At 65.7% G+C, this 13,673-nt stretch carries 12 protein-coding genes; 3 read left to right on the top strand and 9 right to left on the bottom strand.

Going from position 1 to position 13,673, the window contains the following annotated elements; translation table 11 throughout:
* Positions 1-5: 5 nt before the first annotated feature.
* The gene (gene mazG / locus BQ7106_RS08020) at positions 6-857 is read right to left on the bottom strand and encodes a nucleoside triphosphate pyrophosphohydrolase (protein ID WP_072374006.1); all 852 of its coding nucleotides are present in this window, start codon (positions 855-857) and stop codon (positions 6-8) included.
* A 423-nt stretch (positions 858-1,280) separates the two neighbouring features.
* Here mazG and BQ7106_RS08015 point away from each other — a divergent pair, with 423 nt between their 5' ends.
* Positions 1,281-1,715: a DUF2442 domain-containing protein gene (locus BQ7106_RS08015; protein ID WP_072374003.1), complete on the top strand. Its 435-nt coding sequence runs from the start codon at positions 1,281-1,283 to the stop codon at positions 1,713-1,715.
* 149 nt (positions 1,716-1,864) lie between these two features.
* On the opposite strand, the gene BQ7106_RS08010 is transcribed toward BQ7106_RS08015, so the two are convergent.
* The 5 genes from BQ7106_RS08010 to BQ7106_RS11315 all read right to left on the bottom strand — a co-directional run bounded on the left by BQ7106_RS08010 (position 1,865) and on the right by BQ7106_RS11315 (position 5,511).
* Entirely contained in the window at positions 1,865-2,587 is a 723-nt protein-coding gene (locus BQ7106_RS08010; protein WP_072374000.1) for a GntR family transcriptional regulator, read from the bottom strand.
* 99 nt (positions 2,588-2,686) lie between these two features.
* Complete coding sequence (locus BQ7106_RS08005) at positions 2,687-3,343, bottom strand: HAD family hydrolase (RefSeq protein WP_072373997.1); 657 nt, start codon at positions 3,341-3,343, stop codon at positions 2,687-2,689.
* Between the two features lie 196 nt (positions 3,344-3,539).
* Positions 3,540-4,523 (bottom strand): SIS domain-containing protein, encoded by a 984-nt coding sequence (locus tag BQ7106_RS08000; RefSeq protein ID WP_072373994.1) that lies wholly within the window; start codon positions 4,521-4,523, stop codon positions 3,540-3,542.
* 98 nt (positions 4,524-4,621) lie between these two features.
* Positions 4,622-5,089, bottom strand: coding sequence for a PTS sugar transporter subunit IIB (locus BQ7106_RS11320; protein ID WP_072373991.1), 468 nt, complete (start codon positions 5,087-5,089; stop codon positions 4,622-4,624).
* Complete coding sequence (locus tag BQ7106_RS11315; protein ID WP_072373988.1) at positions 5,086-5,511, bottom strand: PTS sugar transporter subunit IIA; 426 nt, start codon at positions 5,509-5,511, stop codon at positions 5,086-5,088. Before BQ7106_RS11315 ends, BQ7106_RS11320 begins: the two co-directional genes overlap by 4 nt.
* A 219-nt stretch (positions 5,512-5,730) precedes the next feature.
* Here BQ7106_RS11315 and BQ7106_RS07985 point away from each other — a divergent pair, with 219 nt between their 5' ends.
* Complete coding sequence (locus BQ7106_RS07985; RefSeq protein ID WP_072373983.1) at positions 5,731-6,588, top strand: sugar phosphate isomerase/epimerase family protein; 858 nt, start codon at positions 5,731-5,733, stop codon at positions 6,586-6,588.
* A gap of 136 nt (positions 6,589-6,724) precedes the next feature.
* Here the strand turns inward: BQ7106_RS07985 and BQ7106_RS07980 are convergent, their stop codons facing one another.
* Both BQ7106_RS07980 and BQ7106_RS07975 read right to left on the bottom strand, forming a co-directional pair.
* On the bottom strand, positions 6,725-7,600 hold the full coding sequence (locus tag BQ7106_RS07980; protein WP_072373980.1) for a PTS system mannose/fructose/sorbose family transporter subunit IID: 876 nt from the start codon (positions 7,598-7,600) through the stop codon (positions 6,725-6,727).
* Between the two features lie 18 nt (positions 7,601-7,618).
* On the bottom strand, positions 7,619-8,419 hold the full coding sequence (locus BQ7106_RS07975) for a PTS mannose/fructose/sorbose/N-acetylgalactosamine transporter subunit IIC (protein ID WP_072373977.1): 801 nt from the start codon (positions 8,417-8,419) through the stop codon (positions 7,619-7,621).
* A gap of 285 nt (positions 8,420-8,704) precedes the next feature.
* On the opposite strand from BQ7106_RS07975, the gene BQ7106_RS07970 reads away from it, so the two are divergent.
* Positions 8,705-9,736, top strand: a complete 1,032-nt coding sequence (locus tag BQ7106_RS07970) for a YitT family protein (RefSeq protein ID WP_083526973.1) — start codon at positions 8,705-8,707, stop codon at positions 9,734-9,736.
* A 325-nt stretch (positions 9,737-10,061) separates the two neighbouring features.
* Here BQ7106_RS07970 and mfd read toward each other — a convergent pair whose 3' ends face one another.
* Positions 10,062-13,499 carry a transcription-repair coupling factor gene (mfd, locus tag BQ7106_RS07965; protein ID WP_072373974.1) on the bottom strand — a complete coding sequence of 1,146 codons (3,438 nt, stop codon included), beginning with the start codon at positions 13,497-13,499 and terminating at the stop codon, positions 10,062-10,064.
* Between the last annotated feature and the right edge of the window lie 174 nt (positions 13,500-13,673).

Here is a 13,673-nt window from a genome sequence, read left to right as displayed (position 1 = left end):
CCTCTTCAGCGAGGCTCCTCTTCCTTTGCACGGTCCCAGAGCTCGTTGAGGCGCTCGGTCGAGAGGGACCCGAGCTCGGCGCCGTCCCGGGAGGCGGCCTCCTCCATCGCGCGCCAGCGCCTCCTGAACTTGCGGTTGGCGTGGGCGAGCGCCTCCTCGGCGTCGACTCCCTCCCAGCGCGCCACGTTCACGAGGGCGAAGAGCAGGTCGCCAAACTCGGCGGCGCGCTCGGGGGAGCCGGGCTGCTCGCGCTCGAACTCGGCGCGCTCCTCAGCGACCTTGGCCCACACGCCGTCGACGTCCTCCCACTCGAACCCCGCCTTCGCGGCGCGCTTCGAGATCTTCTGGCACTGCATGAGGGCGGGAAGGCTCGCGGGCACGCTGTCGAGAAGGCCGTACGAGCGCTCCCCTGCGCCCGAGGCCGCGCGCTCGGCGGCCTTGACCTCGTCCCAGATGTCCTGGACCTCGCCGCCGTCGCCCGCCGCGGCGTGCTCGCCAAAGACGTGGGGGTGGCGACGGACAAGCTTCTCGTTGAGGCCGCGCACCACGTCGTCGATCGTGAAGCGCCCCTCGTCGGCGGCAATCTGGGCGTGGAGCACCACCTGCTCCAGGACGTCGCCGAGCTCCTCGACGAGGTGGGCGTCGTCCCCCGCCTCGATGGCCTCCACGGCCTCGTAGGCCTCCTCGACCATGTTCTTGGTGATGGAGCGGTGCGTCTGCTCGCGGTCCCACGGACAGCCGTCGGGCTGGCGCAGGCGCCACATCGTGCGGACGAGGCGGTCGAACTCGGGGTGCGTGGTCGGCGCGCCCGGACGCGCGGCGTTCTCGGCGTCGACGCGGTCTGCGATCTGGGACATGCGCGGCTCCTTCTGCTGCAGGGCAGGTTCTTCTCGCCCGATTGTAGCGCGAGGGGGCCAGCGTGGTTCGACCGCGCCACTGCCCCGTCCCCGCCCCGTCCACCGAACTCGCGTATGTCTGTACTTTAATCGCGCGGCCGGAGTGGGGGTCTCGCGTTTGCGCAGGTAGACGAATCGCCCGTTCTTCTCGCCCTGCGGCTTCGGCACTTAAAGTACAGACGTACGCGAGTTGCAGACGTACGCCAGCTCGTGGTCGGTGCCAATTGGGGACAGTCCCCAATTGGCATATCGACAAAGAGCACCCACTAATTTTGGGAACAACGCTGCCCTTGTGTGCCCGAATCACATCGCCCGAAAAGAACCCCCTGATTATGTCACGGTATCGTGATATTCTGTGGTAAATCGAGGGATTGGAGCACGCCTATGTTTCACAAAATCAAGGACGTGACGCCCCTTCCCGGCCTCCGCCTGCGCGTACTGTTTGCCAACGGGACGACCAAGCTCTACGATGCGACGCCGCTCACCGAGAGATTCGCCGCCTTCCAAGAGCTCAAGAGGGGGCACCTGTTCGAGGACGTCGAGGTCGACACCGGTGGATACGGCATCTCATGGAATGATGACCTCGACCTCTCCTGCGACGAAATCTGGGAGCACGGCGAGTCCATAACGACGGAGTTCGACGGGCTAATGTCGTTCGCCGACGCGAGCGACCTCTGGGGACTCAGAGAATCCACACTTCGTAAGGCGGTCTCATACGGAAAGATCGTCGCCGGCGTCGACGCGAGGAAGTTCGGCAAGCAGTGGGTCGTCACCTCCGCCGCCATGTACAGGGAGTACGGGGAGCCGCTGAGCGCCTAGGCGCATGCGACCCCGGGCTGACCTGCGGCCGGATGCCGAGAAGAGCCTCCGCCCGCAGGTCGCGCCAATTGACAGACGCCGGGTTCTTCTCGGCTGATTGCAGCGCGCCTAAGGCTGCCACACGACCCGCGGCGACAGCGCACATGACGCTACAGGCTCAGCTCGTACCTACTGCCGACAAAGTAGTCCCTGCCGATGCAGACGGGCGCGCCCTCGGCATCAACGTAGTAGTTCGCCGAGTGAATGAGGGGGTCTCCCGCCGAGATGGCCAGATTCGCGGACTGCTCGGTCGTCGCGCGGACGGCGCTGATGGTCCAGACCGTGCTCGTCGCCGGACGTCGCCCCATCACCTCGTAGATGGCGTCGAAGATGGAGCGGTTCTCAAGCGGCATCGTAAAGAGGTCGCGCGCCCAGTCATAGGGGATGAAGACGTTCTCATCGAGCACCGGAACGTCGTCGGCAGTGCGGGTGCGGTGAATATAGAGCAGGAGCGCCCCCTCCTCCAGGGAGAAGAACTCGAGCTCCGCAGGCCGCGCCGGCACAATCTGGCGATCGAGCAGCTTCGCCCCCTGCCGAGCTCCGATCTCCGCGCACATGGACGAGAAGGACCTCACCTCGCGCGACTGGGAGAGCCTTCGGTAGAGACGAGAGGCGCCGACGAACGTCCCCCTGCCCTGCCTCTTGCTCAGATAGCCGTCAGCGCAAAGGTCCTCGATCGCGCGGCGAACCGTGATGCGGCTCACGGAATACTCCTGGCTGAGCTCAGACTCCGACGGAATCCTGTCGCCCGCCTTATAGGTGCCTGACTTGATGAGGCTCTTTATGTCCTCGTAGATCTGCTGGTACAGCGGTGTGGAGTTGGTTCCGTTCATCCCTGCTCCCTCGGTTCCCCGTAGGGTATCTTAAAACGTCGACATCTATAATATGCCATACGACTTCTTATGACCGATACTTTGCCGCGAGACCGCAGACTAAGCCCCCAGGCGCGCGAGCCCGTTTGCGCTGCGGACGAGCTCCGCCACCTCGACGAGCTCGTCGACAACCAGGTCGGCGGCTCCCTGCTCAAGCGACACCCCGGCAGGCTGCCGCAGCGCGCATACGAAGGCTCCGGCAGCCTTTCCCGCCTTGATGCCAATGGGGGAGTCCTCAACCACTACCGTCTGCTCGGGACGCACGCCGAGGCGCTCCATCGCGGTCAGATAGATATCGGGCTCGGGCTTGTACTCGAGGCACTCCGCGCCGCTGATGATGAAGTCGACGAAGCCCCTCAGCTCAAGCTGGTCGACGAGCTCCTCGATGAGCGTCCGCCACGACGAGGAGCAAATCCCGACCTTTACGCCCATGCCGCTCAGGAGGGAGAGCGTGAGATGGGCCTGATCGTTGGCAAGCTCGTGCCAAGGGGTCGGATGCTCGTCCGCGTAGACCTTGTACCCGGCGCGCAAGCGCTCTCGCCGCTCCGGATCGGGGACGCTCGACTCCCAGACCTCGTTGTCGTTGGACCCCGTCCAATCGGGCACCTCGTCAAAGACGATGCCGTGCTCGGCAAGGTAGGCGAGCCTCCTGTTGGTGTAGAACCCCTCGGTAAACGCCAGCACGCCGTCCATATCAAAGAGAGCCGCCTTGATCACGTCCTTTTCCCCTTCCTTTTCCTGAGATCACACGATTAACGCGCACGGTTTGTTTTGATTTCCTATACGCCCAGTTGGTTTTTTTGGCAGACTGCACGCCGTGCGCGTTATCTGGCCGATACGCCAAGAGGGGCAGGCGCTCGCACGCCCGCCCCTCATCAAGCTGCCGGCCGCAGAGCCAAGCGGCGTGCGAAGACTAGTACTCGAGCTTCCACATGTAGCGACGCTTGGTCAGCGGGTGCTGGCGGGCGGCGGCGAGGTGCTCGGCGAAGACGCGCATGACCGCGGTGTGGACGATCGGGTTGAAGTAGGTGGCCACAGAGGCGGGCACCGCACCGGACAGGCCGAAGTCCTTGGCGTCGATGACGACGTAGCGCGCGTTGAAGCGCTGCAGGAAAGTGAGGGCGCGGGCGTCCATCTTGCGGGTGGCGCCGTCGGCCATGAACAGCACGAAGTTGTGCTTGTCGTCCGTGAGCTCGAAGGGGCCGTGGAAGAACTCGCCGGAGTTGAAGTTGCCGGAGTTGATCCACTGCATCTCCATCATGAGGAACATGGAGGTGGAGTAGGCGACCTTCTCGCTCGCGCCGGAGGCGAGGAAGTGGATGCAGTCGTCGTCCTTGTGCTCCTGGGCCCAGGCCTCGGCGACCTTGCCCACGGACTGGGCGGCGTTCTCGGCGCACTCGAAGACGTGCGCGAAGCCCTGGACCATCTCGTCGTAGTGGTCATAGCCCTCGACCTGCTGCAGGATCTCCAGCGCGACGGCGATGGCGTAGCCCATCTTCTCGGTCTTGGCGGCGTAGTTGGCCTCGAAGCCGTGGACGATCACGTGGTCGACGCCCTTGGTGAGCGCGGAGCCGGCGGCGTGGGTGATGGCCACGACGGGGGCGCCGGCGGCCTTGGCGACCTTGTTGGCCTCGACGGTCTCGGGGGTGCCGCCGCCGAGCGAGCAGGTGATCACGAAGGTGTTGGGGCCGAGCCAGGCGGGCGTATCGTAGTTGAACTCGTTGGCCGTGAAGATCTGGACGTTGAGCGTCTTGGTGTTGTTGGCGAGGAAGTACTTGGCCGGGTAGAGCTCGGACATCGAGGCGCCGCAGCCGACGAAGGCAACGGAGTCGATCTGGTGGTTGGCCAGGACGTCGGCGACGATCTGCTTGGGCTGGTTGAGGTCGATCTCGTACATGTTCTTCCCTTTCTCTCGTTTTTTGCGCACAGCTCCGCCAGCCGTGCGCTTATAACGGCTCTTGACGCGATGGAGACGCTGTTGGGTTGGCCTTGGCGCTAAACCGCTGTGATGTCGAGCTTGCGCTTGGACGGGGTCTGCTGGCTGTAGATCTTCACGCCCATCGCCAGGAGCTCGCGGGTGTCGGCCTGCTCGGACTCGTCGAGGAAGACGCTCTCGTCGACCTGCTTCGAACCGTCCTTGTTGAAGGTCGCGCCATACTGAACCTCGCGAATCGCCGGGCACGCCTTGCAGACTGCGACGAGTGCCGCGGTGGTGCCAAAGACCATCATGATGTTCTCGTTGAGCTCGAGGATCTTGGGCATCTTGGCAATGGTCTTCTCGACGGTGAAGATGTTCAGGCGAATACCTGCGGGCTTGGCGAGCTTGAGCGTCGCGGACTTCATCTCGTCGTTCGCGGCGGCGTCGTCCACCAGGATGATGCGCTGGGCGCTCAGGTGATTCACCCACGCCGCCAGAATCTGGCCGTGGATGAGGCGATAGTCCAGCCTCACGAGCTTGATCATAGGTCGTCCTCCTCTTCCTGCTGCGCCGTCGCCCTCATGAGCGCGGCAATGTTCTGGATTCCCGCCCTGCTCTGCTCGATGACCTCGGCGAGGGCCGCCTCGGACAGCGGCTCTTCGGAAAGGGCGATCTCGAGGATCAGGGGCAGGTTCATGCCGGAGATGACGGTGACCTCGGGACGCTTTGCCTGCAGGGAGACCATCTGGTTGTTGACGCTGCTCCCCAGCATATCCGTAAGGACGTAGACGGCGTCCGAGGGATCGAAGGAGTCGATGAGGGCAAGCGCGCGGTCCTCGATCTGGTCCTTATCGTCACGGGCGAGAGAGATCGTGTGGACGTTGGAGACGTCTCCGACGATCATGTCCAGGGTGTCGCGGGCCCCATCGGCGAGGCCGCCGTGCGATGCAAGAACAATCTGGTTCATCGCTCCTCCAATCTGTCAGCTCTTCGTATCTGTTACTGTCATCATAGACGTTATATACATCATGGTCTAGAGATTCTTGAGTTAAACCGCCTGCGGCCGCATTCCTACCGTTCGCGGGCATTGGCTCAACCGAGTCTCCAACGCGTCTGCATTTCTCTAATTGTATATAACGTCTGTGACGTATGATAATACTATCCACCGACGACGTTAGGAGGGGCCATGCCTTCTCGGCAACGCATCGAGATCGCCTCGATGAACCACCACTACATGTTCTATGAGCTCGAGGAGTTCTTCTCCTCCGTGAGCAAGCTCGGCTACTCGTGCGTCGAGCTCTGGACGGCTCCGCAGCACTTCTTCATGGACTACCGTCAAAACGACCCCGTCGAGCGGCTCACGTCCCTTTCCGAGAAGTACGGCGTGCGCATCATGGGCATCTGCCCAGAGCAGACCAACCCCAAGCCGCACAACATGGCAGCTAAAGACCCCGCCATTCAGGAGCGCGTCTACGCCTACTTCACGAGGGCGGTCGACGTTGCCTCCGCAGTGGGAGCCAGCCAGGTGCTCGTGACGAGCGGCTGGGCCTACTACAGCGAGCCCGTGGAGACGGCGCGCGAGCGCAGCGCCGCCATGCTCCGCCGCATCGCCGCCTACGCAGGCGAGAAGGGCATCAACCTTGCGATCGAGGCCCTGAGGAAGCCCGAGTCCCTCATCGCCAACTCCGCGGCGAACCTTCGCGTCCTTCTCGACATGGTGGACGAGCCGGCTCTCAAGGTCTGCCTCGACATCGGCGCCATGGTGGACGCGGGCGACACCATCCAGGACTACTTCGACACGTTTGGGGGCGACGTCATTCACGCCCACTTTGTCGACTGCGGCCCCCGCTCGCTCCACCTTGCGCTGGGCGACGGAGAGCGCGACATCGCCGAGGACATCAGGACCTTTGAGCGCAACGGATACCAGGGCGTCCTGTCCGTGGAGTGCACGGACTCCCTCACGCTCACCGACCCCATGGGAGCCGACGCGCGCTCCATGCGCGCCTATCGCGCGGCATACGAGCAGATCGAGAGCGCGCGTTAAGAAACTCGCTCCCGCGCAAGCAAGACGGGCGGCCCCAAACGAGGCCGCCCGTCTTTTTTTCGCGCCGAGGGGGATGGGCGCGCCGCGAAAAGGGCCCCGGCAAAGGCCGGGGCCCCAAGAAGGAGGAACGTCTTTGCTACGCGAGGATGCCGAAGAAGCTGCAGATGAGGCTGACGACGATGCCGCCGAGGAGCAGCACGCCCAGGCTGACCTTCTTCTTGAGCAGCCAGTAGAAGAGCATGGCGATCGCAAACGGAATCATCGAGGGGAAGATGCCGTCGAGAACGTCCTGGAGCACAAGCGCGCCATCCTGGAACTGCAGCGGGGTGGTGATGCCGACCATGGTCGCAATCATCGCGCCGACGGTCATCAGGCCCACGACGCCTGCGACGTACATGACCTTGTCCATGATGCCGCCCTGAAGCTGCTTCACGTAGTCGGTGCCCAGGGTGTAGCCGAGCTTGCCGCCAAACCACGTGATGAGCGCCTTGGGAATGCCCGAGATGAGCAGCGCGAGGATGGGGCCGAGAATCGATCCCTGCGCCGCGAGCGAGGCACCGAGGCCAAAGGAGATGATACGCAGCGTTCCCTCGAGCAGGGAGTCGCCGATGCCGGAGAGCGGGCCCATCAGGGAGACCTTGAGGTTGTTGATGACCTCGGGGTTGAACTCCTTGGGGTTCCTGCCGTACTCCTCCTCCATGGACGCGGCGATGCCCAGGACAAAGCTGTTGAGCTGCTGCGTGATGTTATAGAGGGCGGTGTGGCGGTGGTAGGCTTCCTTCTTGCGCTCGAGAATCTCCGGGTCAGATTCATCGGCGTAGATGCGGTCGAGCGTGGGGGCGATGCTGTAGAGGAAGCCAAGGTTCATCTGGCCCTCGTAGTTCCAGGAGGCCTGGATCGCCCAGGTGCGCCAGAAGAACTGCCAGAGGCGCTTCTTCTCTGAAACGGGCTGCGGCTCGAGGCTCTTGAGCTCCTTGACCTCGGGAGCGGCGCCCTGAATGTCCTGCGTCATGTGAGTGGCTCCTCTCTGTTAGTCGTCGTCCTCGAGCGGGTCATAATCGTCGGAAGCCTGCGCGGCAAGCTGGCCGCTGCCGGAGTCGCGGAACTTCAGGCCCACGAGCAGCAGGGCGAGAAGAACGGCGAACACGGCCATGGCGGTCACATTGAGGCCCAAGAAGGCAGCGCCGAAGAAGCCCATCAGGAAGAAGATCGTCATGCTCTTGGTGAGCATGATGTTGAGCAGCAGCGCCATTCCGAGGGCGGTGAGGACGTTGCCGGCGAGCGTGAGGCCGTTGGTCACCCAGGCGGGAATCGCGTTGACGATCTGCTGGACGAGGTCGGTGCCGGCATAGATGGCGATGAAGATAGGCACGAAGTACATCAGGGCGTAGAGCACGTTGCCCCAAATGATGTGCAGGTGAAGCGCTTGCTTAAACTTGCCCTGGTCGATAAGGGCATCGGTCTTGTGGCTAAAGGCCGCGAGCACCATGCGGATGGCGAGGCCGAGCGCCTGACCGAGGACGGCGACCGGGACCGCGATCGTAAGTGCGGCCTCCGGGCCCGCGCCCGTGAGAATGACGAACGCCGTTGCCACGATCGAGCCCATGTTCATGTCGGGAATCATGGCGGCGCCAACGTTGATGAGGCCGATGCTCATGAGCTCGAGCGTGGCGCCCGCCGCCAGAGCGGTGGGAACGTCGCCCAGGACGATGCCGACCATGGTGGCGCCGATGAGCGGACGCTCGACGCTGAGGCGGCCCAGCATGCGCGAGTCCATGATGCAGATGACTCCGACCAGGCCCACGACTATAGCCGCGTAGAGCTGATTCATTACCGTCTCCTTTCCTTCTTTTCAGTGGGGTGCAGAGCAGCCCCGGTAGAACGGGGCCGACTCCGGATTCGACCCCTGTTCTCTTTTGGTATTAGTCATCATATACGTCTCATACCTATTTGTCAGCATTTCTTGTAGGCAGGGTGTGGGCGGTCGTTATTTCCGGGTGAGTGGCGCGGATGCCATTCTGAATGACTTCAGTTCCGGGCGTTCGGCAGGTATAGTATTTTCATCATAGTCATCTATGACGTTATATGGCGACAGCACGTCTTGAGAGAAGAGGTCATGAGAGGCGCGAGAAGAAGGGCGTCAGAACCGAGAAGAACGGCGAACGAGGAGGAGCTCGCGGAGGCGCGGGTGGACCCCGACCACGCGGCGCCCGCCTACGAGGGGCATGCCGTGCTCCAGGGCGAGGCGCTGGTCAGCGAGGACGAGGAAGAGGCCAGCCTGCGCAAGCTCCGCAAGCGCGACCAGCCGAGCCTCGTACGGCTCGTGGTGTCGCTCAACGTGGGCGCCCTGCTCTGCGCCTTTGCCTACGTGGCGTTCCAGGCGCCCAACAACTTTGCCATCGGCGGCGCCTCGGGCTTCTCAATCGTGCTCTCCACGCTCGTGCCGGCGCTTCCCAACGACGCATCGCTATGGCTCGTCAACGCGGCCCTTGTGGCAGTTGGCCTGCTCCTCGTGGAGCGGAAGGCCGTCATCTGGAGCGTGGTGGCGTCCATCGCCATTCCGGCCTACACCTCGATTCTCCAGGCGATCATGCCCGTGACGGGGTCGCTCACGGGGGACATGTGGATGGACCTCTGCTGCACGGTCCTTCTCATCGCCCTGGGAAACGCAGTCGCCTACAACGCCGGCTCCTCGACCGGCGGGACGGAGATTTTGGTCATGGCGCTCACCCGGCACACGAGCCTGCCGGTGGGGCACGCCGTGGCGGCGGCCAACGCCGTGGTGGCCGCCTCGGGCGTCGCGCTCTACGGGGCGCGCGTGGGCGTCTACTGCATCGTGGGCCTGGTGCTGCAGACCGTCATCGTGAACGGCGTCCTCGAGGACCTCAAGTGCCACAAGGTGTGCACCGTCATCTGCCGGCAGCCCGCGCGCGTGGAGGAGTACATCGTGCGCGAGCTCAGCCGCACCGCGACGGTGAGCTACGGCTACGGGGCGTACTCGGGGCGGCGCGTGGCGCAGATCATGACCGTCCTCACGCGCGCCGAGGCGCTGCGGCTGCAGCGCTACGTCCGCAGCCTGGACGAGAACGCCTTCATCACATACGTCACCACGTCGGAGATCACCGGTCGCGGCTTTAGGTGGGTGTAGTGCGGGCGGGGCGGCGGCGTGGTGCGACCGCGCCGCTGCTCCCGTCCCCGTCCCCCGAACTCGCGTGGGACGGAAACCTCCGGGGTATCTGTCCCACTTTCACCCGCGCCGCTGCCCCCGTCCCCCGAACTCTCTCACGTCTGTACTTTAATCGCGCGCCCGGACTAGGGGTCTCGCGTTTGCGCAGGTAGACGAATCGGCCGTTCTTCTCGCCCTGCGGCTTCGGCACTTAAAGTACAGACGTACGCGTGTTGCAGACGTACGCGAGTTCATGGCCGGAAGGCGGGGCGATGGGGCCGCGTGACAATTTAACCTGTCCTAATTGTCACTCGTCGAGCTCGTCGCCGCCGCCGACCTGCTCGAGCACGCCGAGCGCGGCCGGCATGACCTCCTCCGCGCTTCGGTGGAACGGGTAGGCGACCTTGTGGGTCTTGGGGTACACCAGGGCGCCGCGCTCCTTGAGCTTGAGCGCCACCGGGCGCGCCACTTCGAGACCCTGATAGACCAGGCGCCCGTTTGCGAGCGAGACGCTCGTGCAGCCCAGTCGCTGCGCGCGAATCCTCACGCGGGCGCGGTCGAAGAGGTTGCGCCCGGCCAGGGGCAGCGCGCCGTAGTCCCTCTCGCACTCCTCCTGGAGCGCGTCGACCTCGGCGAGGTCGACGGCCGCGGCGAGGCGGCGGTAGGCGAGCACGCGCTTGTCCACGTCGGGCAGATACTCCTCCGCCAGGAAGAAGTCGGCCGGGAGGTTGATCGTGACCTCGGCCTGCTCGACCTCGCGGGTCTCCCCGCGCGCCTCCGCCACGGCCTCGCCGAGCATCTGCGTGAAGAGGTCAAAGCCCACGCTGCTGAGGTTGCCGTGCTGCTCGGCGCCCATGAGCGAGCCCGCTCCGCGGATCTCGAGGTCGCGCATGGCGATCTTCATGCCGCTGCCCAGGTCCTGGTACTCGTTGATGGCCGTGAGGCGGTCGGTCGCCTCGGGGGTGAGCGGCAGCTCGGCGGGGAACATGAAGTAGGCGTATGCCTGGGTGCGCCCGCGACCCACGCGACCCTTGAGCTGGTAGAGCTGGGCCAGCCCCAGGCGCTGCGAGTCCTCGATGATGAGCGTGTTGGTGTGCGGGTTGTCGATTCCGCTCTCGATGATCGTGGTGGCCACCAGGACGTCGATCTCATGCTCCTGGAAGCGCAGCATGACGTCCTCGACCTCTCGCGCGCTCATCTTGCCGTGCGCCACGCCCACGCGGGCCTCCGGAGCCGCCTCCATCACGCGCGCCGTCGCCTCGTCGATGGTGTGCACGCGATTGGACACGTAGTAGACCTGCCCCTTGCGCGCGAGCTCCTCACGGATGGCGGCCGAGACCACGTCCGGGTCCCACTCCCCCACCGTGACCTTGACCGGAAGGCGCCCGGGCGGCGGGGTCATGATGAGGCTCATGTCGCGCACCCCGCTCATGGCCATCTGCATGGTCCGCGGAATGGGCGTCGCGGAGAGGGTGAGCACGTCCACCTGCTCGCGCATGTTCTTGAGCTGCTCCTTGTGCTGCACGCCGAAGCGCTGCTCCTCGTCGATGATGACAAGCCCCAGGTCGTAGGGGTTGACGTCAGCGGAGAGCAGTCGGTGGGTGCCGATGAGCACGTCGACCGAGCCGTCGGCGAAGCCCTCGAGCGCCTTGCGCTGGCGGGCCGGCGTCACGAAGCGGCTGAGCACGGCGACCCGGAGGTCGAACGGGGCGAAGCGCGAGAAGAACGTCTCGAAGTGCTGCTGCGCCAGGATGGTCGTGGGACAGAGCACCATCACCTGCTTGGCGTCCTGGCAGCACTTGAACGCCGCGCGCAGCGCGACCTCGGTCTTGCCGAAGCCGACGTCGCCGCAGAGCAGGCGGTCCATCGGGCGACGCGCCTCCATGTCCGCCTTGATCTCGGCGATCGCCGAGCGCTGGTCGGGCGTGACCTCGTAGGGGAAGCTCGACTCCATCTCCTCCTGAGCGGGCGTGTCCTGCGAGAACGCATACCCAGGCACCGACGAGCGGCGCGTGTAGAGGTCGACGAGGTCGAAGGCGAGCTTCTTGGCGGAGCGCCGCGCCTTGCCCGTCGCGCGCGACCAGTCGGCGGTGTTGAGGCGCGTGAGGCGCGGGGAGGCGCCGTCCGGGCCAACGTAGCGCGTGATGCGGTCGACCTGCTCGAGCGGGACGAAGAGCTTGTCTCCCCCGGCGTACTCGAGCAGGAAGTAGTCGCGCTCGCGCCCGGCCACCTCCTGGCGCACGATCTCCGAGAAGAGCGCGATGCCGTGCGTGGCGTGGACGACGTAGTCACCGGGCTTGAAGGGGAAGGTCACGCTCGTGGGGTCGACGCGACGGGCGCGGCGCCGGGTCCGCGCCGTGCGGGAGGCGAGGTCGGACACCGAGAAGATCGCAAGGCCCGCGGTGGGCACCACGATGCCCGCCGGGACCGGGGCGTCGGTGAACGTGACGCGCCCGCGCTCGAGGGGCGGGACCTGCGGGTCGTTGTTCTCGGCGGCAGTTCCGAGCGACTCCACCACCGGGATGGACTCGTCGGTGAAGCGCAGCTCAAGCGCCTCGCGCGCGGCGCGGTCGGGAACCGCGAAGATGATCGCGGCGCGGTCGGCGACGAGCTGTCGCACGCGACCGAGGAGCTTGGAGTCGGATCCCGCGATCTGCGGCTGACGCACCGCGAGCTCCGCGGTGAGCGTGCCCGCCCCAGCGCGCAGCATGGAGGAGAGCGAGAGGCGCTGCTGGCCCCCGAAGTCGAGCTCGCGAGGAGAGGTGTAGAGGCCCTCGAGCGGGACGCGTGCCGAGGCGGCCGCGGACGAGACCTCGTCATAGGCGCGCATGCAGTCGTCGAAGAGCGCGCGGGGCTCGGCGAGCACCACGAGGGTGCGCTCGCTCATGTGCTCGAGCGGCGAGGCGGTGGAGCCGTAGAGCTCGGGGAGGTAGCGCTCCAGCGAGGGTGCCGCGGCGCGCTGAGAAATGAGCTCGAGGTCAGCGGCCACCCGGGAGCTCTCCTGCGCGCGCCGGTAGAGGGCGCGCTCGGCGCGGGCAACGGTCTCGTCCGTGAGGGCGAGCTCGCGACAGGGGCAGACCGTCACCGACCTCAGCTCGCCGATGGTCTGCCCCGTTGAGGGCACCATGCGACGCACGCGGTCGATCTCGTCCCCGAAGAACTCGATTCGAACCGGGCTCGTGGCCTGGGCGGGGAACACGTCGACGGCGTCCCCGTGCACGTGAAAGGTCCCGGGCGCGTCAGCGTCCCCCGCGTCGGTGTAGCCCATCCCCACGAGCAGCAGGGGGACGTCCTCGAAGGGGACCTCCTCGCCCACCGCGAACGCGCTCGAGGCAAAGTAGCCGCTCCCCCGCGGCGGCACGCGGCGCAGCAGGGCGTGCGCGGATGTGACCACGACGCAGTCCTCGCCCTCCGCGAGACGTGCGACGGCGCGACAGCGCGCGCCGATCGCCGCGTCGTCGGGGGCCGCGTCAGCCCACGGCCGGTCCCTGCGCTCGGGGTACCGACACACCACGTCCTGCCCGAGCCACGCTGCGAGCGCGCGGGCGGCGCGGTCGGCCGCCTCCTCGCCCGACACCACGAAGAGGCACGGTCGCGGGTCGCGCGCCCAGAGCGCCGCAAGGGCGAGGGGGCGGGCTGACTGCGCGACGGCAAGCGTCGCGTCGCGCCCGGCGGCGAGCTCGCGCATGAGCGGCGCGAGCTCGGGGGCAGAGAGCAGCTGACGAGAGACGCGATCGATGAGCATGGGCTTCCTTCGCACGTAGAGCTACATGGAAACGCGCCGGCCCCGGTGAGGGGTCGGTGCGCGACGGTCGGTTCTTCTCGGCTATTGTAGCTGCCGCGCGGGACGCACACAGGTTCTTCGCGCGGGGCGCGGGGCGCGGGGCGCGGGCGCATAGTTCTTCTCGACCGTTGCGCG

Origin of the sequence: Thermophilibacter mediterraneus (assembly GCF_900119385.1) — a bacterium.
Lineage (GTDB): Bacteria > Actinomycetota > Coriobacteriia > Coriobacteriales > Atopobiaceae > Thermophilibacter > Thermophilibacter mediterraneus.
Note: the sequence above shows the minus strand (reverse complement) of the source record. Positions and strands in the feature narration are given on the sequence as shown.

Bases quoted from the DNA above. Each gene is read 5' to 3' on its own strand.
- BQ7106_RS07985 (WP_072373983.1), top strand. From the start codon at position 5,731: ATGCCTTCTCGGCAACGCATCGAGATCGCCTCGATGAACCACCACTAC.
- BQ7106_RS11315 (WP_072373988.1), bottom strand. From the start codon at position 5,511: ATGAACCAGATTGTTCTTGCATCGCACGGCGGCCTCGCCGATGGGGCC.
- BQ7106_RS08010 (WP_072374000.1), bottom strand. From the start codon at position 2,587: ATGAACGGAACCAACTCCACACCGCTGTACCAGCAGATCTACGAGGAC.
- BQ7106_RS08000 (WP_072373994.1), bottom strand. From the start codon at position 4,523: ATGTACGAGATCGACCTCAACCAGCCCAAGCAGATCGTCGCCGACGTC.
- mazG (WP_072374006.1), bottom strand. From the start codon at position 857: ATGTCCCAGATCGCAGACCGCGTCGACGCCGAGAACGCCGCGCGTCCG.
- BQ7106_RS07980 (WP_072373980.1), bottom strand. From the start codon at position 7,600: ATGACGCAGGACATTCAGGGCGCCGCTCCCGAGGTCAAGGAGCTCAAG.
- BQ7106_RS07975 (WP_072373977.1), bottom strand. From the start codon at position 8,419: ATGAATCAGCTCTACGCGGCTATAGTCGTGGGCCTGGTCGGAGTCATC.
- BQ7106_RS07970 (WP_083526973.1), top strand. From the start codon at position 8,705: ATGAGAGGCGCGAGAAGAAGGGCGTCAGAACCGAGAAGAACGGCGAAC.
- BQ7106_RS11320 (WP_072373991.1), bottom strand. From the start codon at position 5,089: ATGATCAAGCTCGTGAGGCTGGACTATCGCCTCATCCACGGCCAGATT.
- mfd (WP_072373974.1), bottom strand. From the start codon at position 13,499: ATGCTCATCGATCGCGTCTCTCGTCAGCTGCTCTCTGCCCCCGAGCTC.
- BQ7106_RS08015 (WP_072374003.1), top strand. From the start codon at position 1,281: ATGTTTCACAAAATCAAGGACGTGACGCCCCTTCCCGGCCTCCGCCTG.